Origin of the sequence: Acinetobacter harbinensis (genome assembly GCF_000816495.1) — a bacterium.
GTDB lineage: Bacteria > Pseudomonadota > Gammaproteobacteria > Pseudomonadales > Moraxellaceae > Acinetobacter > Acinetobacter harbinensis.
The window spans coordinates 2,533,232-2,555,640 of sequence record NZ_JXBK01000001.1; the positions used below are offsets into that span (position 1 = coordinate 2,533,232).

Annotated in this window: 18 protein-coding genes and 1 riboswitch; of the genes, 10 read left to right on the plus strand and 8 right to left on the minus strand. The window is 41.9% G+C overall.

Going from position 1 to position 22,409, the window contains the following annotated elements; translation table 11 throughout:
• The first annotated feature begins 219 nt into the window (after positions 1 to 219).
• Positions 220 to 1,551, plus strand: a complete 1,332-nt coding sequence (locus SE27_RS11755; RefSeq protein ID WP_039623606.1) for a Na+/H+ antiporter NhaC family protein — start codon at positions 220 to 222, stop codon at positions 1,549 to 1,551.
• 185 nt (positions 1,552 to 1,736) lie between these two features.
• On the opposite strand, the gene SE27_RS11760 is transcribed toward SE27_RS11755, so the two are convergent.
• The 4 genes from SE27_RS11760 to SE27_RS11775 all read right to left on the minus strand — a co-directional run bounded on the left by SE27_RS11760 (position 1,737) and on the right by SE27_RS11775 (position 5,491).
• On the minus strand, positions 1,737 to 2,729 hold the full coding sequence (locus SE27_RS11760; protein WP_039623607.1) for a DUF2804 domain-containing protein: 993 nt from the start codon (positions 2,727 to 2,729) through the stop codon (positions 1,737 to 1,739).
• A gap of 175 nt (positions 2,730 to 2,904) precedes the next feature.
• Positions 2,905 to 3,420: a DUF1543 domain-containing protein gene (locus SE27_RS11765; RefSeq protein ID WP_039623608.1), complete on the minus strand. Its 516-nt coding sequence runs from the start codon at positions 3,418 to 3,420 to the stop codon at positions 2,905 to 2,907.
• 216 nt (positions 3,421 to 3,636) lie between these two features.
• A complete protein-coding gene (gene trpB / locus SE27_RS11770; protein WP_039623609.1) occupies positions 3,637 to 4,866 on the minus strand; it encodes a tryptophan synthase subunit beta in 1,230 nt (409 codons plus the stop codon).
• Positions 4,850 to 5,491 carry a phosphoribosylanthranilate isomerase gene (locus SE27_RS11775; RefSeq protein WP_039623610.1) on the minus strand — a complete coding sequence of 214 codons (642 nt, stop codon included), beginning with the start codon at positions 5,489 to 5,491 and terminating at the stop codon, positions 4,850 to 4,852. The genes trpB and SE27_RS11775 overlap by 17 nt, the downstream gene beginning before the upstream one ends.
• A gap of 147 nt (positions 5,492 to 5,638) precedes the next feature.
• Positions 5,639 to 5,848, plus strand: a riboswitch (cobalamin riboswitch).
• A 39-nt stretch (positions 5,849 to 5,887) separates the two neighbouring features.
• Between SE27_RS11775 and SE27_RS11780 the strand changes: the two genes are divergently transcribed.
• The 5 genes from SE27_RS11780 (at position 5,888) to SE27_RS11800 (ending at position 12,342) form a co-directional block, all read left to right on the plus strand.
• Positions 5,888 to 7,732, plus strand: coding sequence for a TonB-dependent receptor plug domain-containing protein (locus SE27_RS11780; RefSeq protein WP_039623611.1), 1,845 nt, complete (start codon positions 5,888 to 5,890; stop codon positions 7,730 to 7,732).
• A gap of 107 nt (positions 7,733 to 7,839) precedes the next feature.
• A complete protein-coding gene (locus SE27_RS11785) occupies positions 7,840 to 8,418 on the plus strand; it encodes a cob(I)yrinic acid a,c-diamide adenosyltransferase (RefSeq protein WP_039623612.1) in 579 nt (192 codons plus the stop codon).
• A gap of 287 nt (positions 8,419 to 8,705) precedes the next feature.
• Positions 8,706 to 9,422, plus strand: a complete 717-nt coding sequence (locus SE27_RS11790) for a glycerophosphodiester phosphodiesterase (RefSeq protein WP_039623613.1) — start codon at positions 8,706 to 8,708, stop codon at positions 9,420 to 9,422.
• A 211-nt stretch (positions 9,423 to 9,633) separates the two neighbouring features.
• Positions 9,634 to 10,800 carry an acyl-CoA desaturase gene (locus tag SE27_RS11795; protein ID WP_039623614.1) on the plus strand — a complete coding sequence of 389 codons (1,167 nt, stop codon included), beginning with the start codon at positions 9,634 to 9,636 and terminating at the stop codon, positions 10,798 to 10,800.
• 99 nt (positions 10,801 to 10,899) lie between these two features.
• Positions 10,900 to 12,342, plus strand: a complete 1,443-nt coding sequence (locus SE27_RS11800; RefSeq protein ID WP_039623615.1) for a protein adenylyltransferase SelO — start codon at positions 10,900 to 10,902, stop codon at positions 12,340 to 12,342.
• Positions 12,343 to 12,451: 109 nt separating this feature from the next.
• On the opposite strand, the gene SE27_RS11805 is transcribed toward SE27_RS11800, so the two are convergent.
• Together SE27_RS11805 and baeS are read right to left on the minus strand one after the other, a co-directional pair.
• Positions 12,452 to 13,138, minus strand: a complete 687-nt coding sequence (locus tag SE27_RS11805) for a response regulator (RefSeq protein ID WP_039623616.1) — start codon at positions 13,136 to 13,138, stop codon at positions 12,452 to 12,454.
• Between the two features lie 13 nt (positions 13,139 to 13,151).
• Positions 13,152 to 14,819, minus strand: a complete 1,668-nt coding sequence (gene baeS / locus SE27_RS11810) for a sensor histidine kinase efflux regulator BaeS (protein WP_039623617.1) — start codon at positions 14,817 to 14,819, stop codon at positions 13,152 to 13,154.
• Between the two features lie 134 nt (positions 14,820 to 14,953).
• Between baeS and SE27_RS11815 the strand changes: the two genes are divergently transcribed.
• The 3 genes from SE27_RS11815 (at position 14,954) to SE27_RS11830 (ending at position 19,630) form a co-directional block, all read left to right on the plus strand.
• The gene (locus tag SE27_RS11815; protein WP_039623618.1) at positions 14,954 to 15,571 is read left to right on the plus strand and encodes a hypothetical protein; all 618 of its coding nucleotides are present in this window, start codon (positions 14,954 to 14,956) and stop codon (positions 15,569 to 15,571) included.
• A gap of 306 nt (positions 15,572 to 15,877) precedes the next feature.
• Positions 15,878 to 17,680, plus strand: coding sequence for an acyl-CoA dehydrogenase C-terminal domain-containing protein (locus tag SE27_RS11825; protein ID WP_039623620.1), 1,803 nt, complete (start codon positions 15,878 to 15,880; stop codon positions 17,678 to 17,680).
• A 168-nt stretch (positions 17,681 to 17,848) separates the two neighbouring features.
• Positions 17,849 to 19,630 carry an acyl-CoA dehydrogenase C-terminal domain-containing protein gene (locus tag SE27_RS11830; protein WP_039623621.1) on the plus strand — a complete coding sequence of 594 codons (1,782 nt, stop codon included), beginning with the start codon at positions 17,849 to 17,851 and terminating at the stop codon, positions 19,628 to 19,630.
• A gap of 96 nt (positions 19,631 to 19,726) precedes the next feature.
• Here the strand turns inward: SE27_RS11830 and SE27_RS11835 are convergent, their stop codons facing one another.
• Positions 19,727 to 20,173 (minus strand): RcnB family protein, encoded by a 447-nt coding sequence (locus SE27_RS11835; RefSeq protein ID WP_039623622.1) that lies wholly within the window; start codon positions 20,171 to 20,173, stop codon positions 19,727 to 19,729.
• A 197-nt stretch (positions 20,174 to 20,370) separates the two neighbouring features.
• On the opposite strand from SE27_RS11835, the gene SE27_RS11840 reads away from it, so the two are divergent.
• Complete coding sequence (locus tag SE27_RS11840) at positions 20,371 to 20,820, plus strand: hypothetical protein (protein WP_039623623.1); 450 nt, start codon at positions 20,371 to 20,373, stop codon at positions 20,818 to 20,820.
• A gap of 86 nt (positions 20,821 to 20,906) precedes the next feature.
• Here SE27_RS11840 and SE27_RS11845 read toward each other — a convergent pair whose 3' ends face one another.
• Positions 20,907 to 22,370: a phospholipase D-like domain-containing protein gene (locus SE27_RS11845; protein ID WP_039623624.1), complete on the minus strand. Its 1,464-nt coding sequence runs from the start codon at positions 22,368 to 22,370 to the stop codon at positions 20,907 to 20,909.
• Positions 22,371 to 22,409 lie beyond the last annotated feature (39 nt).

The following is a 22,409-nucleotide window of genomic DNA, read 5'->3' on the forward strand; positions in this document are numbered from 1 at the left end:
GAATAATCCGAGACCACCATTTACGGCCATTTAGCATTTTTTCTCAATGATCAAAGATGCCTAATTTTGCTATTTAAAAAAATATCCAATATTAAGATAAACTTATTTTTATTACTAAAAACTTGATAAAAATAGATAAGTTAGCTTTTACATTTAATATTTTATGAAATAGCAAAACCTGCACTATACTAGACCGGAATTTCCTTCCTTTTGTTTTTTATGACTCCCAATGCTCCAGATCAAGTGCCCGCACGTGCGCTGGCACTGCTGCCTCTTCTTGTCTTTTTGGCCATTTTTTTAGGTAGTGGTATCTATCATTCCATGATTGGTACTGAGTTGGCTTTTTATCAAGTCAAAGCACCCGTTGCGGCTTTTCCAGCCATTATTTTGGCCGTGCTACTGTACCGCGGCAAAGTGAATCTAGCGATAGATGAATTTTTACAAGGCGCCAGTCATCCCAATCTAATTTTAATGTTTATGGTGTTTATGTTGGCCGGCGCTTTTGCCAGCGTCAGCAGCGCCATTGGCAGTGTCGATGCCACCGTTCAAATGGGATTATCGGTAATTCCCTCTGAATTTGTACTGCCGATGCTGTTTGTGATTGCTGCTTTTATTGCTACAGCCATGGGCACATCCATGGGTACAATTGCCGCCTGCGCTCCTATTGCTTTTGGCTTTTCACAAGTCACGCATATTGAAGCCGTGTATGCCATTGGTGCAGTGGTGGGCGGTGCCATGTTTGGTGATAATCTATCAATGATTTCAGACACCACCATTGCGGCAACTTCTAGCCAAAAAGTTGCATTGCGGGACAAGTTTAAAGTCAATGTATGGATTGCTGGCCCTGCCGCTGTGCTGACCATTGTGCTTTATGCATTGATTAGCCATGATGCACAAAGCATTCATTACCAAGCCTATAATCCGTGGTTAATTGTGCCCTATGCCGCCGTTTTTGTATTGGCTTTTTCACGTTTGCACGTGGTGGCCGTTCTCACTTTAGGGATTGTGTTCTCCGGCCTGATGGGCTTACTGGTCAATCCTGATTTTAATTTACTACAGGTTAATAATTCGATCTATGCTGGCTTTATCGGCATGTTTGAAGTGGCACTGTTGTCGATGTTCTTGGGCGGTTTATCGGCCATTATGCAAAAAGAAGGCGGACTACGTTGGCTAATTGAACGAATTTACAGCTTGACGCGTTTGCTTAATATTGGTCGCCAACGTGCCGGTGAATTGGGGATCAGTTGTTTGGTGGTATTTTCCAATTTATTTGTGGCCAACAATACCGTTGCGATTATTCTCTCTGGCGATATGGCGCGTGAAGTGGCGCAAGAATATGCGGTAGAACCGAAACGTGCTGCGGCCTTTATGGATATTTTTTCCTGCATTGTACAAGGCGTGATTCCTTACGGCGCTCAAATGCTATTGGCCTGCTCAATTGCTCAGATGTCCCCTTTGGAATTAATTGGGCATATCTATTACTGCTGGATATTAATTGTTTTTGCCGTTTTAGCCATTGTGTTTCGTTTACCTAAATTTAAAACACGCTAAAGCCATGCATTGCAGTTGTTTTAAAAAAATGCCGCTCAGCATCAGTTGAACGGCATTTTTATGATTCACTTAAGTATTTAAAAATCAAAGATAAAAATTCAATCTCAGCTTAATCTTGGCATGTTTTAAATTGCCTTGAAACTCAAAAGTCGTTGAGAGATAGATACACCATCGATAACTGGGCATTACCACTTGGCATAATGCTGCTCTAACAGACCATATTCACTGTTCAAGACAATTTCTTGCTCATCGAGTTGAATGGTGCCGGTAATTTTGGCTTGCCACTGACTAAACTGACTCCCAACCAATCTCAAATTTAGATTTTCATAACGACGCCAACCGGTACGAATTTCTAATTTTAATTTTTCATCCAATGATCGAATGGTCCAGTAGCCTTCTGCTTCGGCTTGAAACAAAACATCGCTCAGAGGATATAGAACACCATTAATCCACAAACAATTTTCATTGCCAAAACTTTCATTCACCCCTGAGGCTAAATTTAAGCCAATCCGCTGATCGTGTTGATCCCAAAAATTACAAGACAACCAAAACCATGCCGTTTCGGGACGTAAAAAACCACAGGTGTCATCTAATGCAGCTAAGGTTTTTTCATTAAATTGAATGATTTGTGACTGTTTATTGACAAAAAAACCTTCACAGGCCAACGTGTTGAGCTTTTGCGTATAGGTCCAACCATTAATTCCGGTCGGGCTACACATGCTGAATGCGTCTGTGCCGGCACAAAAAATACGCGCACTGAGTTTAATTTCGCCATATTTGGTCACATGAATATAACGCACGCCATTGGCATGTTGGATATCGATTTGAAAAGGCGATTTAGCAAAGGAACTTTGATTGTAAAGGGGTTGTTCATCAACATTCGTCTGACGCGATAAAAAATTAATGGCATTCCATTCTAAAACTTCATGGTTTTGATGATTATACACATAGATAAAAGCATGCCCTGCCCAACCAATATCAGCGATCGCCAAACCAATGGTGTAGTGTTCATGTTGAATACAACAAAATTTGAATTTTTTATACTTTAATCGCTTACGCCAACCGGTCAGCACTTTGCCATACGGGGTTTTATATTGATATTGATCTAAATCGATAACCTTGGGAAGTTTATTGAAACGTCCATAATTGGGCTGTCCATTTAATTGAATTAAATCCATTTATTTAATTCCATCTAGCTAAGAGATCATAGATTGCATCGGCTTATTATGCCTATAAAACTGTATAAAAACAGTGCAAGCCATCATTGTGAATAGAAAAGTTACAAAAAACCCACCTATTCTTTTAAGTTTATAAATTTATTATTAATATTTATGAATCAGTAAGATAAATTAATTATCCATTCAGCATGAGATAAGTGTTTTTCCATTGATTGCCCGAAAACTGCCCTTCACGCAAGTGTACATAACGCCCATGAATCTGATCGATGGCAATACAATCATCTACCTCTAACACCCGATCGGTATGCTGCTTCTGCCAGTGCTGGGCAAAGTATGCTTGACCACGTTGCTTGGCCACCATGGCATTTTGCGCCACCACCAAAACATAGCGATGCAGCTCACCAAACTCACGGGCATCATAACCGCCCAAATTAATCAGATACAGTTTTTGATCGGCCTGATTGGACTGTGCATTAGAAAATTGGATTTGATATTGAATGCCTTCAAATTCGACACCATTTATTTGTGCCCAAGCATCAATATGTAAGCCTTTTTGTTCAGCAAACCATGCATTTTTAAGCTGCGGATAAACCTGCTCTAGTGTATCGCCCACGGCCAACACCACATCATGCACTTCGGTATTGGCGCGAGCATGACGCCCACCAAGCATCACAATAAACAGACTGGGCATTTATTTCTCCAAAAATTCGATAATAATTGATTCAAGGAATGATCGAATTCAACACTAAATATTTATTTTAATAGTGAGTTATAGCACTCGTGGATTAATTAACAGCAAATATTCTAAAAAAAATCGCGCTAGGTCTTCACCCAACACGATTCTTTCAAAACATGACACGGACTCAGCTAGAGCTTTCTCTCAAAGGGAAAGACTGAGTATCGAGCATTACATCTCAACCATTTCTACACCGTCAAGCCGCGCCACAGTCATTAAATCTTTATCACCACGACCAGAAACAGTGGCAATAATAATTTGATCTTTCGACATGGTCGGCGCCAATTTGGTCACATAGGCCATGGCGTGTGCACTTTCTAATGCCGGAATAATCCCTTCAATTTGGGTTAAATCACGGAAACCTTGCAGCGCTTCATTGTCGGTAATCGGCACATAATTGACACGTTGCATATCTTTTAAGAAGCTATGTTCAGGGCCAACACCTGGATAATCCAGACCTGCCGAAATCGAATGGGTCTCAATAATCTGACCTTGTGCATCCGACATTAAGTAAGTGCGATTACCATGCAACACGCCAACATGACCTGCATTCAGTGGTGCAGAATGACGACCGGTTTCAATGCCATCGCCTGCCGCTTCCACGCCATACATTTTCACATCTGCATCATTTAAAAATGGATAGAACAAGCCCATCGCATTTGAACCACCGCCCACGCACGCCACCAAAGCATCAGGTAAACGGCCGGCCTGTTCTTGAATTTGCTTACGCGCTTCACGACCAATAATCGACTGGAAATCACGTACCAATTGTGGATACGGATGCGGACCGGCCACTGTACCAATAATATAATAGGTGCTGTCGACATTGGTGACCCAATCGCGCATCGCTTCATTCATAGCATCTTTAAGAGTTTTTGAGCCACTTTGCACCGGTACAACCGTCGCACCCAATAAACGCATACGATAGACGTTCATGGCTTGACGTTTCACATCGTCTGCACCCATGAATACCACACACTCCAAACCTAAACGCGCAGCAATGGTTGCAGTGGCAACGCCATGCTGACCTGCGCCAGTTTCGGCAATGATGCGTTTTTTACCGGACAATTTAGCCAATAAAGCTTGACCAATGGTGTTATTAATTTTGTGTGAGCCTGTGTGGTTCAGATCTTCACGTTTTAAATAAATCTGCGCGCCACCCAATTCTTTTGACCATCGTTCAGCGTAATAAAGTGGACTAGGACGACCTACATAGTAGGCAAGATCACGGTCGAATTCTGCTAGAAACTGGGCATCATCTTTCATACGGAAATAGAGTTTTTCTAAATCCTCTAAAGCTGCCATCAGCGTTTCTGACACAAAACGTCCGCCATGAATACCGAAATGCCCGCGTTCATTTGGGAATTGGGTATAGTCAATCACATTATTTTGCTGATCCACGTTGGACTCCTTGCATAAAGTGTTCAATAAGTTGCTGGTCTTTTATACCTTTTGCGGACTCTACGCCACCACTCACATCCACGGCGTAAGCAGCAGTGGTTTGAATTGCCTGTTCAATATTGTCAGGTTTTAAACCCCCTGCCAAAATTAAGGCAATATCGAGTTTAGGAAATGCTGACCAATCAAATTGATGGCCAGTGCCGCCTTTTAGCTCAGGATGCCACGCATCTAAGAGTACTGCACTTGCGCCCATTTGTTGATAACTTTTTATGATATTAATCACATCCAGATCTGGTTTCATTTGAATGGCTTTATACCAACGACGACCTAACTGTTGGGCAATTTGTTGACACTGCGTTGCTGTTTCATCGCCATGGAATTGCAATATATCCACGGGTGCAACTTTTAGAACCTGTGCAATTTCACTGCAGCTGGCATTAACAAATAAACCCACGGTTTGTACATAAGCGGGCACATGCTGTACCAATACTTTGGCTTGCTCAGCCGTCACACTTCGTGGGCTGGGTGGATAAAATACAAAGCCAATGGCATCCACACCTGCCTCTACCGCCGCATGAATATCTTCAACTCGGGTGATACCACAAACTTTCGTACGAGTTCGCATACAATTTCAGACTCTTATCGTGCTTGATTTACCATCGACCTAGGAAATATAGAAGCAAATGAAGGCAATGTAAACTTAAAAACTTGAGCGAGCTTGATGCCGATTATGCTTTACATAGATTGTGTAATTGGCATACAAACTTTATACTGCGCGCCAAATGCAACAAGTCTAAGCATTCACTTTAGGGAAGTTGGTGAAATTCCAACACTGCCCCCGCAACGGTAAAAATGAAAAACCTATCAAATTAAATCCTTGAGATTCACGCCACTGCATAACATATGTGGGAAGGTGGATAGGTAAATATCAATCTTGATATTACATTTAAGTCCGGAGACCTGCTTGTTGCGCCATTTAACTCAATCATTCACGGGGGGTGAATGTATGGAGCGTAAAAACATGTCTACTCTTTTTCAACCTACCGCACTTGTAGGTGCTATCGCTCTAGCGATGGGTTTTTCTGTATCCGTACAGGCGAATACCGATTCTTCTGTAAATGCATCTTTAGAAACGTTGGTGGTGACTGCCTCTCGTTCTGAAGAAAAAATTGAGAATGTTCCAGCACGTATTTCAGTTATTGATGAAAAAACGCTAGAAAAAAATCCTATATTAAACTTATCTGATATTATTCAACGCGATCCTTCTGTTTATATCAAACAAAGCGGCGGAATGGGACAAATCTCAGAAATAGCATTACGAGGCACTAAAGGCGTTCATACTTTGGTTCTTAAAGATGGTGCGCGCTTAAATAGCCAAAATGAACTTGGCCCTTTATATCCAGCATTTTTAGACACAACTGACCTTCAACAAATTGAAATCTTAAAAGGACCGGCCTCAGTACAATATGGTAGTGATGCAATTGGCGGTGTGGTCCAGTTAATCTCGAAAAAACCTTCAAAGTCAGGAGCTGAATTAACGGGAATTTATGGCGAAAACGATACCTATAAAACCATCGCCAAAGTGAATGTCGTAAATGATCAGGGTTTATATGCGCAGATCGGCGGACAGCGATTAGAGAGTGATGGCACGCGTATTTTAGAAAGTCAATCCACATCAGAAAAAGCCAATTATGATCAAAAAGGTTACACTGCAAAAGTGGGTTATTTTCAAGAAAATAATATAGATGCTTCTGCATCAATTACTGAAAATAAAGGCGTCAGTATTTTTAGCAATGACTACATTACAAATACAGCACAACGTCAATTTGTAAACCGTATAATTAATGCCAAAGTTAACTATAATATTTTACCTGATTTAACTTTAAACGCTCATTATGCCAATGTACAAGATAAACAGAACGTCCCTACCTATGCTTCATATTATAATACTGAAAATAATCAAAGCGATTTGAACTTAAAATGGAAGTTCAATCCGAATCAAAATATTTTGGTGGGTGCAACATATAATGATGCAAATTATAAAAGTAATACTATTTTAAAAAGTGATCAAAGTATTGATAGCACTGGTTACTATTTTCAGCATCAATTTAGAAATGAGCTATTTGACACTCAAGTCGGTGTACGCATAGAAGATAATGAACGTTTTGGCACTCATACTGTTGGCCAAGGTGCAATTCGCTATCACTTCTTACCAAATGCCAGTATATATACCAATATTGGATCTGCATTTAGAGCACCGTCTTTAAATGAGCTATATTCACAATGGGGTGGTAATGAAAATCTGAAACCCGAAGAAAGTATTTCTTACGAACTGGGATTGGATTATGGCATTACCAGCAACTTATTGGCCAATTTCTCTATTTACCGCACAAATATCGATAATCTGATTGTTTACAATGTAGCGACGAATGAGAATATTGGGAAAGCCACCTTTACAGGGGGTGAGTTGGGTCTAAAATGGCAGCAAGATGACCTATTTCTATCCACTCAATATGCTTATGTCGACACAGAAAATAAAGCCAGTGGTCTAGAAATCGCTTATCGTCCGAAACAAACTGTGACGTTAAGTGCCGGTTTGGAAAATATGGTTTACGGAGTAAGTGCTTCTATCATTGCACGCTCTAACTCGAATACCAGTAATAGCGCTAACCCGATTAAGGTTCCGGGTTACGCAACCATTGACTTAAACGCTTTTTGGAATATCAATCCAAATGTAAAAGTCTTTACCAATATTCAGAATATTGGTGATGTTGAATATAGAGAATCTCTTAATACTTATCCTACTAACGATTGGTACATCAACGGTGGTCGCTTAGCCTCTGCGGGCGTAACGTTTAAATACTAAGCTCTAAACACCAAAAACACCTTTAAAACAGCGCAGTTTATGGATAATGTTTTGACCGGCATTATCCTTTTTTATGACTTTTAAATTTAAAACGCAAGGAAAAAATTATGGGTCACCGTTTAAGTAAAATTTATACACGTACAGGCGATTCGGGCACCACAGGACTTGGTGATGGTTCACGCGTTGCCAAAGATGATTTACGTATTATCGCCTTAGGTGATGTTGATGAGTTGAACTCATGTATTGGTATTTTACGCGCGCAAATTGCAGTCAGTACCGTTGAAGACAAAGCTATTTGGGATAAATCGTTAAGCCTCATTCAACATTGGTTGTTCGATTTGGGCGGTGAAGTATGTATTCCCAATTACAATATGGTATTACCGCTTTCGGTTGAGTTTCTGGAAAGTGAAATTGACCGGATGAACGAAGCCTTACCAATGCTCAAAGAGTTTATTTTACCAGCGGGCACGCTCGCCTGTAGTTATGCCCATCAAGCACGTTCCGTCTGCCGCCGCGCAGAACGCAGTTTAATGACGGTACATAGCCGTGACCAAAATATTCAAGCTGCATCACTACAACTACTGAATCGTTTATCGGATTGGTTATTTGTGGCATCACGTGCTTTACAACGCGCTGAAGGTGGCTCTGAAGTGTTGTGGCAAAAAAATATTAATGAAACAATTTAAGCATTTCACGGCTTTCTTTTACAGCTAAAAAGCCTTATAAAAATCTAAGTTCAGTGGCGCTATAAGTAGCGCTACTGAATGAAAATCTAAAAATTGAGTTCCCGCATAACAACAGATTTTATCGGACAATGCCGCCGATCCTCGCTTCTACTCAAATAAAAATCTCGCCAAACTTAGCTAAGGGCTTTCTTTTTACCCTAAAAGATATAGCACGGATCAATCAACACTTTTCCAAATTCAAAATTTCGTCTTATGATAAGTCCACAGCATTTTAAATTGAGTTGCTTATGAACATCATTGGTCATCGCGGTGCGCGAGGCGAAGCACCTGAAAATACCTTGGGTGGTTTTCAATACCTGCATGATTTGGGTGTTCGCGCAGTAGAGTTTGACGTTCGTCAACTTGGGGATGATGAACTGGTGGTCATGCATGACGATAATTTTATCCGTACCACAGGCATGGATAAAAATATTTATGCATGCACCAGTTCTGAATTAGCCGCTTACAACCAAGCCTTTATTTGGATGGATTGGAAAGCTGTTGAAGTCACGCCCACACTACAACAAGCACTTAAAATTATGCATAATTTTGAACATCTTGAAGTGGAAGTGAAAGCTGTAACCGATATACAGGCTGCTGAAAAGCTAGTGATTGAATTACAAAAACAACTGCGAGGCTTTGAGCAAACGGCAGTGATTACCAGTTTTGATCTAAAAATCCATCACGCCTTGCAGCAACAAAAATCAATCTTTAAACGCGGTTTATTGGTTGAGCACGACATTCAAGAAAAGGCCATTGCACAAGCTTTAGAATTTGACTGCTGCCAAATCGGTTGGATGGATCAATTGGCCACGGATGCAATGATTTGCGCCACTCAACAGGAAAATTTAAATGTCAGCGTTTGGACGGTGAATGACGTTGAACGTGCTAAATACCTGCAAAGTTTAGCCATTAACGGCCTAATTACTGACTTTCCAAAAATGATGCAACGCCATCTAAAATAAAGCCTTTCTTTCACACGCAGCACACTGAATAAAAGCAATCAAATTGGCTTATTATTCTGTTACTGTTTAGTACAATACGACTGTAGAATAATGCTGGTGAAGATTTATTCGCTCATGTTAGTATGAGAAAGTTTTAATCCCTACAAATTTTATTGAATTCACTATTCATTTATATCTAACCTGAATTCAGGTTCTAGGAGTGCTGTTGGAGATGAATGCTCCCCTACCCAAAGCCCCAATTAACTGGGTTGCAATGTTCGCATTGGTCCTCTTACCAATTGTGGCTGTAATCGCTATCCCTTTATATGCTTATCATCATGATTTTAGCTTAGGCGCATGGATTAGCTTATTTGTACTACTGGGTGTGAGTAGTTTAGGGATTACTGCGGGTTATCATCGTTTATGGGCACATCGTGCTTATGAAGCGACCTTACCATTAAAAATTATTTTAATGCTTATGGGCACGTTTGCTGTGCAAAATAGTATTTTATTTTGGGCTTCAGGCCATCGTACACATCACCGTCATGTTGATGATATCGAACAAGATCCGTACTCCATTAACAATGGCTTTTGGTATGCGCATATGGGTTGGATGCTACGTAACTATCCAGCAGCAGAAGCAAACTATAAAAATGCACCGGATCTGTTAAAAGATAAGGTGGTCATGTTCCAAGACAAGTATTATGTTCCTTTGGTAATTGCAGTACACGCTGTCATTTTAACCACAGTCGGTTGGGCTGTAGGTGATATGTGGGGTGTGTTATTACTGGGCGGTTTACTGCGTCTAATTTTAAGTCATCATGTCACTTTCTTTATTAACTCCCTGTGTCATATGTGGGGCAAACGTCCTTACACCGATGAAAACACCGCACGTGATAATTTCGTTTTAGCCATTGCCACATGGGGCGAGGGTTATCATAACTATCATCATATCTTCCAATATGACTATCGTAATGGCGTGAAATGGTGGCAGTACGATCCAACCAAATGGCTGATTTGGTCATGCTCAAAACTTGGTTTAGCCAAAAATTTACGTCGTATTCCAAGCTTTAATATTAAAAAAGCAGAATTGGCAATGCGTTTTAAATATGCTGAACAAGATTTGGCCGTATATGGTCATAATGTCAATGAAGATATGGCCACAGCAAAGCTGCGTATTGCACAAGAATATGAAGCCTTTACCCAAACCTTAAACGACTGGGCGAAACTAAAAGAACAAGAGATTCAAGTCAAGAAAGCTTCAGTGGCTGAAAAGATTCATCAAATGGATCATAAACTCAAAGTTGATTTTCAGTTGCTTGAACAGCGTCTTGCGCATCATCGCAATACGTTAAAAATTCTCATGCGCAGTGTTAAAAAAAATCCTATTTCTGAATAAGATACTGTGACGATAAAGCCCCTTCTTGGGGCTTTATTTATTTCTACGGTTTAAGTTTGCTATAGTCATACTCTTTCTGTTTATTGTTTAGATGGTCTTATGCATTTTAATTCTCGTTATCCATCGCTCAATCCACGCCTCTTTCATCATCAGTCGCCTGTCCCTTTAAAAGGTGCCAAAGCCGGGCATTTTAATGCCGCACTAGCCGATCAATTACAATGGTCAGCCAGCGACCAAGCCGCTTGGGTTGAAATTTGTAGTGGTCAGAAAACCTTTACTGAGTTTGAACCGTTGGCGATGGTCTATGCCGGTCATCAATTTGGACAATGGGCCGGCCAATTGGGCGATGGGCGTGGCTTACTGATTGCACAGATTCTAGATCGAGACCATCAAACCATTGACCTACATTTAAAAGGCGCAGGCTTGACTCCCTACTCACGTATGGGGGATGGACGCGCGGTACTGCGCTCAGTGATTCGAGAATATTTAGCAGGTCATGCACTGAATGCTTTAGGCGTCGCATCGAGTAATGCGGTGGGTTTTACCACATCAACCCAAGGCGTACAGCGCGAAACAGTAGAAATGGGCGCGATGCTGCTGCGTAGCTCAGACTGCCATATTCGTTTAGGACACTTTGAGTGGATTAATCAATATCAACCTGAATTACTAGCAGAATTCACTCAAAAATGCATAGAGTGGCATTATCCTGAATGTCTCGATGCAGAACAGCCCATTTTAGCCTTTGCCACCCAAGTAATTCAGCGCACGGCGGTGATGATTGCCAAATGGCAGCTGGTCGGTTTTGCCCATGGCGTGATGAACACGGATAATCTGAACATTAGTGGCTCTACTTTAGATTTTGGCCCTTATGGTTTTATGGAACGTTTTCGTCCCAATTGGATCAACAATCATTCAGATTACAATGCACGCTATACTTATCAGCAGCAACCGAGTATGGGGCATTGGGACTTATGGACATGGCTGAACAACTTAATTCCTTTGGCCAAGCCGGAACAAAAAGAGCAATTTAAACAGGATTTAGCACAATGCCTAGAACACTTTGAAGCGACCTTTTTAGAACATTACCAACTTGGGCTATCTCAGAAAATGGGTTTACCACATTTCCACAAGGACAGCTTTAATTGTGCGATGGCCTTTTTACACATTTTACAAAGCGAACAGCTTGATTACACCGGCAGTTTTATTCGCTTGCAAAATCAAGCCTATACGGCGCTGCGTGATGATTGCCTCGATACACGGCAGTTTGATGCCTTCTTAACCCAGTATCAGACTATTCGTGAAAACCAAGCAGTTGATGTACTCGATGCTGAAATGCGTTTGGCCAATCCGCAGTATATTTTGCGTAATCACATGGCGCAAAAAGCCATTGAGCTGGCACAGCAAGATGATTTTTCCGAAGTGGAACGTTTATTTCAGTTACTCAGTCAGCCTTATCGCAAGCAAACAGAATTAGAACAAGCAGAAGATTTAGTCCCACCACCAAGCGATGTGCCGGAGGTTATGGTCAGTTGCTCGTCATAAAAGACTGAACATCCGTAGAGAAAATTTAATCACAGCGTTTAAATCAAAACAGCGAATAAATCCAAAATTTATTCGCTGTTTATATCTTTATGCTGAAAAGAAGATCATTTTAATCTTCTGGATATTCAAAACGATATCCCACGCCATATAAGGCTTGAATCCATTCATGACGATTACCGGTTTCAGCGGCATCAGAGATTTTACGGCGTAAGTTTTTAATATGACTGTCAATGACGCGATCCGCCACATCAAAACTATCTGGATTGATATGATCAAGCAATTGCGCACGAGAATAGACTTGTCCGGTATGATCTAAAAATAATTCCAATAAACGAAATTCCGTGGGCGTAAGATTCAGCGTCTTTTGTTGATACCAAATCCGTTGTTGCGCTTTGTCCATACGAAATAAGCGATTCTGTTCAGGCTCAATCTGACGATCTAAACGGCGTAACACGGCTTGTACACGCGCCACCAATTCTTTCGGGCTAAAGGGTTTACAAATGTAATCATCTGCGCCCATATTCAAGCCCAAAACTCGGTCGATCTCTTCGGTACGTGCAGTCACCATAATAATGGGAATATCAGACTGTTCACGCACTTTACGGCACATAGTGAGCCCATCCATCCGTGGCACCATCAAATCTAAAATCATCAAACTGGGTTTACGCTGCATAAAGCTGTCATACGCGGCTTGACCATCATGAAACATACTGACCTCAAAACCGCCAGCTTCTAAATAGTCGCGTACCAATTCTGCAAGTTCAACTTCATCTTCAACCAGCATAATGTGTTTCATGAATCTTGTTCCTTTATGAGTTCAACTGTTTTGGAAAAGTCAGTTTGCAACGCAAACCACCCAATGGAGAATGTTCAAAGCTCAACTCGCCGCCTAAAGCCTGTGCAATTTTAACCGATAATGCCAGACCTAAACCGGTACCGCCGGTACTGCGTGTACGCGAATCATCCACACGATAAAAACGCTCGCCCAAACGGGCCAACTGCACATCAGTTAAGCCAAAGGGACTATCGTCCACCATCACACTCCAATGTGTGGCCGTCTGCTCGGTATGAATATGAATCTGGCCGCCGGCTTCGGTATAGCGCACACTATTGCCCAGCAAGTTGACCATAATTTGTTTAAAACGGTCTATGTCTAATTGTAAACGCGTTCCCTCACCCTCAATCGACACCGACAAATCGGCTTGTTCAAACTTAGGTTTAAAGTTGTCCACTTCTTGCAGTATCACCTGCCACGGATTCACTGGCGCAAAGTAACAGCTTAGCTGCTGCGCTTCGGCTTGGGCTAAATCGGCTAAATCTTGGGTCAATTTTTTTAAGCTGGTGACTTGGCGGAGCATGGCCTCAAAATGAGTTGCAGTCGGTTTACGAATCCCATCTTGCATGGCTTCAATTTGTGCTTGCAGCACGGCCAGTGGTGTTTTTAACTCATGTGACGTATCTGCCACCCATTGACGACGTGACTGTTCATGTTGGTCTAAAATAATCGCCAGTTGATTAATCTCATTGGATAAATCGCCCAATTCATCATTCCGATTAATCTTTACTTGGTGTTGATAATGCCCTTTGGTCAACTCGCGTGTGGCATTTAATAGACGCTGAATCGGCTTTTTAAAATAAGTTGCCAACAGTAAAGCGGCAATCAAACTACTGATTAAGGTCAATGCATAGATCAGCAACAAATAGCGTTTTTGATTACTAAAAAAATTGATACTCAATGCATCATCTTGACTGAGCACGGGTTTTAAACCTAAATAACCGACCACTTTATGGTTGACTACAATAGGACGATAGGACACTGGAACATCTGAGATTTCACCGACCACAAACTGCTTATTGGCATCATATAAAGACAGTCGCGAACTCAATCCTAAGCGATCTGGCATCGAAATAAACTGCTTTTTCTTGCTGCTGTTTTGTACAAAGTTTGGTGTGCCCGCTTCACTTTTCTTATCGGTTCGCAGCACATTGTTGCTGTTGGCGCCCAGTGGAAATTTCAAGCCATCAAACGGTTGATATTCAGAAGGCAAATTCATCTCAATAATGCGCAGCTCTTCCTGATTCAGGGTTTTCTTTTGCTGGCTGGCTTTATCGTCTAAATGCGGCGTTACATTCAGCAAGGAATTGACTTCAAAATATTGCTGTTGCAGCGCAATATCATACTGCCTACGCAACCACCAACGCGACAATTTATCATAATCATCTGCGGCGGCGTCGCCCTCAATTTGCAATATTTGTGCTTGAATGGCGTTGCCCCAATCATGATAAACATGGTAGACGCCTGCCAAATTAGCAATCACTTGATCGAGCTTTTGCATCTCTACATCTGCCACATAACGCGCAAAATTCTTTTGCATGGTCCAATGCAACACGCCTAAGCTAACGGTGGTAATCACCAAGGTGGTGAGCAATACGGTTAGAAATAAACGTAAGGCAATCGGAATGCGACGAATTTTCAAAAGCAAAATCTCAACTGTGCAGTTTAAGGCCTAATTGTAACTAACCCTGTACTGAAAAACTCTTCATTGTTTCTTCATCTTTATTGTCTATTCTTATACCAGCGAATAAAGTTCTGTCTTAAGGAAGAATAAACATGCAAATGATGACAAAAATTGCTTTAGTCAGTGCCAGCGTATTGAGTATGGGCGTATTGAGTGCCTGCCAATCCACCAATACGGCCAAAGAAAATGAACCCAGTCACAGCATGAAACAGCATCACGCTGAACATCAAATGAAGATGACGCCTGAACAACGCGAACAGCGCCAACAGATGCATGCTGAACGCAAGAAAATTTACGCACAAATCAAACAAGCTTGTGAGCATAAAAGCGCAGGTCAGTCGGTACAAATTAAAGCCGGTGAAAAGACCATTGCAGGAACTTGTGCAATGACGTTTAAACCCGATCAACAAGCAGCGAAAAATATGCGTGCGGAACAACGCGATATGAAAGCTCAACATCGTCCGATGCGTGGTGAAATTAACGGTATGCACATGAGAGGTGCTGAGCCTTTAACCGATGCGCGCCGTGCGGAGTTAACCCAAGAATTTTCGCAACGTTTGGCCGAACGTCAAGCCAAACAACAGGCCATGACAAAAGCCTGCCAAGGGAAAACGAGCGGTCAAGCAGTGCAAATTAAAATGGGTGAACACAGTATCAATGGCCAATGCCAATTACGTTTTCAACCACAAACAGCGGTAGCCAACAGCTAATGTGTAACGCCTAGTGAATCAAAAATAAAAAAAGGTGCTTGAATGCGCCTTTTTTTATGCCGCGCAATTGTGCCTTGTTTGACTATCCACCATGCACCCTCAACGATAAAATCTTTTAGAGTCAATATACTTAGCAATTTCAATGCAGAAAACTTTGACTTTACAGTCACCAAGAAAAGTACTGCAGAGGTTGTACCAAATAGCAAGATGTTGCACGATTGAGACATAGAAATGCGTGTCACAGAAGGCACGTTGCATTGTTGATTAGGATTATAAGCTGGTTAAACCAGTATTGAGGAAACCGATATGCCACAATACAAAGCGCCGTTACGTGATATGCAATTTGTGATGCATGAATTATTAAATGCTGAACAACATTATGCAAAATTGCCTGCATTTCAAGAAAATGTAAGCCGTGAGTTGGTTGATCAATATTTAGAAGCTGCTGCTGATTTTTGTGAAAATGAACTGTCTCCGATTAATCAATCAGGCGATAGCGAAGGTTGTACGTGGAATGATGGCGTCGTTACGACCCCGACTGGCTTTAAAGAAGCGTATCAAAAATATATCGAACTGGGTTTCCCATCTCTTGCTGTACCAGAAGCACATGGCGGTCAAGGCCTTCCAGGTTCACTTGGCACCACCATTTCAGAAATGGTCGGGACTGCGAACTGGTCTTGGGGCATGTATCCAGGTCTTTCCCATGGTGCAATCCGTACTGTTGAACACCATGGTTCTGAAGAACAAAAAGCGGTTTATTTACCTAAATTAGTCACCGGTGAATGGACTGGTACCATGTGTTTAACTGAATCACATGCTGGCTCTGACTTGGGCATCATTCGCTCTAAAGCAGAACCAAATGCAGATGGTAGCTATTCCATTACCGGTGAGAAAATCTTTATTTCTGCCGGTGAACATGACATGGCAGAAAATATCGTTCATATCGTGTTGGCACGTCTGCCGGGTGCGCCAAAAGGTACCAAAGGTATTTCACTCTTTATCGTGCCTAAATTCAACGTAACTGCCGAAGGCGAAGTTGCTGATCGCAATGCAGTACGTTGTAACTCGATTGAACATAAAATGGGTATTCACGGTAATGCCACTTGCGTGATCAACTTTGATAACGCCAAAGGCTTCTTAATTGGTGCTGAAAACCGTGGTCTAAACTGCATGTTCACCTTTATGAACACTGCACGTATTGGTACTGCTGTACAAGGTGTCGCAGCTTCTGAAGGTTCGTTCCAAGGTGCACTTGCGTATGCCAAAGATCGTTTAGCGATGCGTTCGCTTTCAGGTGCTAAAGCGCCAGAAAAAGATGCCGATCCAATTATCGTGCATCCTGCTGTACGTAATATGCTCCTCACGCAAAAATCATTTGCAGAAGGCGGTCGTGCCTTGGTTTACTTACTATCGCAATATGCCGATATCGTAGAACAAGGTGCCACTGAAGAAGAACGTAAAGCAGCTGACAACATGTTGTCATTGTTGACCCCTATTGCTAAAGCATTCTTAACCGAAACTGGTTCAGAAGCAGCAAAACACGGTGTACAAGTGTTCGGTGGCCACGGCTTTATTTCTGAATACGGTATGGAACAGATTGTTCGTGATACACGTATTGCCTGCATCTACGAAGGCACCACTGAAATTCAAGCACTGGATTTATTGGGTCGTAAAGTTTTGGGTACACAAGGTGCAATGTTGAAAGACTTCACCAAAATGATCCACAAATTCGCTGAAGCCAATAAAGACAACGCAGCAATGACAGAATTCCTTGAACCACTGACTGCTCTGAATAAAGAGTGGGGTGATTTAACCATGCAGATTGGTATGCGTGCGATGCAAAACCCAGATGAAGTGGGCGCAGCAGCAGTCGACTATATGTATTTCTCAGGTTATGTCACTTTGGCATACTTGTGGGCACGTATGGCATTGGTTGCACAAGAAGCACTTGCAGCCGGTAGCAGCGAAGTGGACTTCTATAATGCAAAAGTCATCACTGCACGTTTTTACTTCAAGAAAATCCTTCCACGTGTACGTTCACATGTCGATGTTATTGCCAGCGGTGTTGATACATTGCTTGCTTTAGATGCTGAACATTTCGCATTCTAATTTTATGACGTGTTAACGTGATCAACAGGAGAAGGACCGTCATTAATTTGGCCGTCCTTTTTCTTTATAACAGATAAAAAATTAATCTTTAGTCGTCTAACACGCGTGTTTTTCATCGCTTAGACTGATCCAAGTAAACTGAATTAAACTCTATACAGGTGACCCGCTATGCCAATTTATAATGCACCGCTTGCTGACATGAAATTTATCTTAAATGATGTGTTCCATGCTGAACAATTTTTTCAGGCTAATGAAAATCTTGCCCATGTCGATGCGGCAACCGCAGAAGCTATTCTAGAAGAAATGGCGAAATTTGCACAAAACGTAACCTTACCGATTAACCGTAGCGGCGATGAAGAAGGTGCAACCTTTAGCAATGGTCAAGTCACCACCCCTGCTGGCTTTAAAGAAGCCTTTAAGCAATATGCCGATGGCGGTTGGATTGGTTTAGGTGCTGAGGAAGAATGGGGCGGTCAAGGCATGCCAAAAATGCTGACTGTATTAGCCGATGAAATGCTATTCGCCACCAACCCATCATTCTTGCTCTATCCGTTGCTCTCTGTAGGTGCCGGTATGGCGTTAAACAGCTATGCCTCACAAGAGCAAAAAGAAACCTATTTGCCTAAAATCTACTCGGGTGAATGGTCAGGTACTATGTGCTTAACCGAACCGCATGCTGGTACTGATTTAGGGATTATTAAAACCAAAGCTGAACGTAACCAAGATGGCACCTACAACATTACCGGCACTAAAATCTTTATTACCGGTGGTGATCACGATTTAGCAGAAAATATTATTCACTTGGTGTTGGCAAAGACTCCGGATGCGCCTGCTGGTTCACGCGGTATCTCACTGTTTATTGTGCCTAAATTCTTGGTCAATGCAGATGGTTCTGTCGGTGAACGTAATGCCGCAGCACCGGGTTCAATTGAGCACAAAATGGGGATTAAAGCATCTGCCACTTGCGTGATGAATTTTGATGGCGCCAAAGGTTACTTGGTCGGTAAAGAAAATGAAGGTCTCGCGGCGATGTTCGTGATGATGAACTACGAACGTTTATCGATGGGTCTACAAGGTCTTGGCGCTTCTGAGTTTGCTTATCAAAATGCGGCACAATATGCCACTGACCGTATTCAAGGTCGTAGTGTCTCTGGGATAAAATCACCCAATAAAGTTGCAGACAGCATTTTAGTGCATGGCGATGTACGTCGCATGTTGTTAAATGCCCGTGCCAACAATGAAGCATCACGTGCCTTTGCAGTGTATGTGGGTCAGCAATTGGACATCACCAAATTCTCAACCGATGCTGAAGCAGTGAAAGCGGCCAATAATCGCGTGTCATTACTCACCCCAGTGGCCAAAGCTTATCTGACTGATACGGCCTTTAATGCCGTGATTGATGCACAAATGGTCTTTGGTGGTCATGGTTATATTCGTGAATGGGGCATGGAACAATGTGTTCGTGATTTACGTATTTCACAAATTTATGAAGGCACCAACGGCGTTCAATCGCAAGATTTAATTGGTCGTAAAACCATTAAATGTAATGGTGTATTTATGAATGAATACATCACGGAAATTCGTGATTTTGCCAATAACCTTGATGCAGATTTAAACTTCATTAAAGATGCCACTTTAGATGCAGCCACTGAAATTGAATCTGTAACGCAATTTATTTTAGAAGCCGCGGCTGAAAATTCTGAATTTTCTAATGCAGCCGCTGTTGATTACTTACATGCAGTTGGCTTACTCAGCTTCTCTTATATGTTTGCACGCATGGCCAAAGCAGCCAAAGCCAAAGAAGGCGAGTTTTATCAAAACAAACTGTCTTTGGCTTTGTACTTTGTACAGCGCATTTTGCCTGAACTTAGCTTACGTATTACCAAAGTGAAAGCCGGTTCTGAAGTGGTGATGAACTTTAGTGAAGACTACTTTACCAACCAATCATAAGAGTAGTTAAATTAAAAAACGCCTGCCTTGTCAGGCGTTTTTTAATGCACAAATAAAACCATCGCCGCCCCATTGCATGAGCTTAGCTTTATGCCCTTAACGATTCGACATCAACACATAGTGTCCATTTTGATACACCCAGTAAGTGCCTTTGGGCGGTGCAGGTAAACCTAAATTTTGCCAATCCGTGACCACACTATAGCTGGAGCTTTCAATGCGTGCGCTATTTGGATCGCCATTGACCCAACTATAACTTTGTGAATTCTGAGTGATGGTGGTGGGCGCTTGATATTGGATACTGATGCCCGGCCGTATAACTGGATAACCGCCATAAGGTGGATAAGGGCTATTCGGATAGTGCGGATAAGATTGACTCGGATAATGCGGTCGATTCTGCGGATAAGATTGATTCGGGTAATACGGACGATGCTGATTCTGTGTGCGATCGATGCCTTGATAGTTCGACCACTGATTTTCCGCCTGTGTACTGGCCGAAACACCACACAGCATAGCCAACACCGTATAGACAACTAATTTTTTCATGAGCGTATCCCCATCTGCTTTATTTAATTTGAGATATACCTTTTATCTTACACGTCAGTGCTTGATCAAAGATGGATAAAAAAACATCTCATGCAATATTTTGTACAGCCTAGACTGTAATCATTTGCGGCATGCATGCCGTTAAATCGCTCTGCACTTTATGCTAAGATCATCTTTTTATTCTGGGATCAAATAGCGTGGCTGATTTAAATTTTGACCGTCTGCATCAATTTTTTTGTAAAGTACCAAGCGTACAAGAAGCCTTAATTGATGCCTATGGTTCCGATGGGCAACATACATGGTGGTTTAAATTTCAAATTAATATTGAGCATCCACTGGCTTGGCAAACTGTGCAAGAGTTGGCCCATGTGCTGAATTATATTTCCAAGAATGAACGTCTGCCTACTCAATTCCTCCCAGTTTCTCCGCCGCCGTATATGAATGGTGAAGCCAAAGAGTTTTTAGCGTGGGTGATTCAATGCAATCATGTCGACTTTCCACCCGATGTCGTCTGTGATTGGTTAGAAGCGCGTTTACCAAAACCGGTAGACGATGAAACCCAGTGGACCATCAAAACCGACTTAGCTGAACTGGATAAGATAAAAGATGCTGATTTAGATCAATTGGTTCCGCCAAATCCGCAATAAAAAAAGCGCATTCAGCGCTTTTTTTATGGGCAATATAACCTCGTCCTCAGCCTTTGCGATAAAAAGACAGCGGGGATGAGGCTAATTTAAAAAGTAGATAAACCACTCCACTCCATTAAACCATACAGCGCATATTTAAGCTGAGATTCATCCGCATATTGGCTATAAGCGACACTCATATTTTTACCGTCTAAATTTTCCCATGCCGTATCGAAATATTGATTGGCATCGTTAAACACGGGCGCTTTCGCTACACCTAGGACGCGTAAATCACTTTCTAAATTATAATTTTTAAGATTACGCGCGGTAAAATTGGCTGAACCTAAAATTAACTCTGCTTGTGCAGCATCGTGCTTGATGATCATTTTGCTGTGGCACTGCTCACCTTGGGTATTACACCAACGCACCGTGATACCGGCAGCATTTAATTCGGAGGCCACTTGACGATTGGGAATACCATTTTTTTGTCGACCAAAGGCATCTTTATTCGGATCCAGCAATACGCGTAGTTTTACCCCGCGCTGATGTGCGGCAATCAAGGCTTTTACAATCTGACGTTCAGATAAATAAAACATCGCCAAATCAATCTGCTGTTGCGGTTTAGCAGTTTTAATTAAGGTTAAAGTGGCCTCATAAATAGCTTCCTCAGTTAATAACTGTACCTGCGGTAAGGATTTTTCTGCTTCAAACTCACCGACAATCACCATCGGAATATCGCCTTTTGACATACGACCGACGGCTTGTTCTGTTTTTAGTACATCAATTGCGGTATTACCGGTCACGATTAACGCCACATTTGAATGGCGTGAACTGCCATCGTGCGGATTGGCTGAGGTAACCAAAGCTTTCCAACCTTGCGCAGTATCGACCACCAAAGTTTTACGATGATTGGCTTTAAAATTAAACAAATTAAAATAACTACGCAAAGTGATTTTTTCATTCCCAAAGGGATTCGGCAACCAGCCCTTTTCCACATTATTGCCTAAACCTTGACAGCAAATATACCAAAAGCCCGACCACAACGGATTAGAGGCACGCAGTGGGGTTAAATCGGTTTCAATGACATTAATTCCAGCGGCACGTAGCTTTTGATAATGCTGCGGCATGACGCCGCCATAGACCGAATTAATCGGATCGGTGATGACTTTAATCTCAATATTTGGTTGCACACCATGCTTTAAAATTAAGGTTTCGGTTAATTGCTGGGTTAATTGACGCTGTAGCAGCGTCGATTCACCAACCTCTTGATTGAATAAAAACATATCCAACACAATGGTGGTTTGAGCCTCATCAATCATTTTTAACATTTCATCAAAAATATGATGTTGTTGCTGTTGTTTGCCCTGCGCATCCATATAGGTTTGATCAGCTATAAATTTCACTTCGGCATGACGCAATTTACCGGTAAAATCCAGTCCTTCAGGCAAGGGTTTATAGCTATGATAAACCGCCGAAGAAAGATAGCCCAAAGCCAATAAACCAATCAGTACGCTGACATAATGGCGGCGCGACCAATTTAATTTCTGATGAATTCGTTGAAAAATACGCATAACAAAAAACCTAGTCCAATGTGATTAGACTAGGTTTTA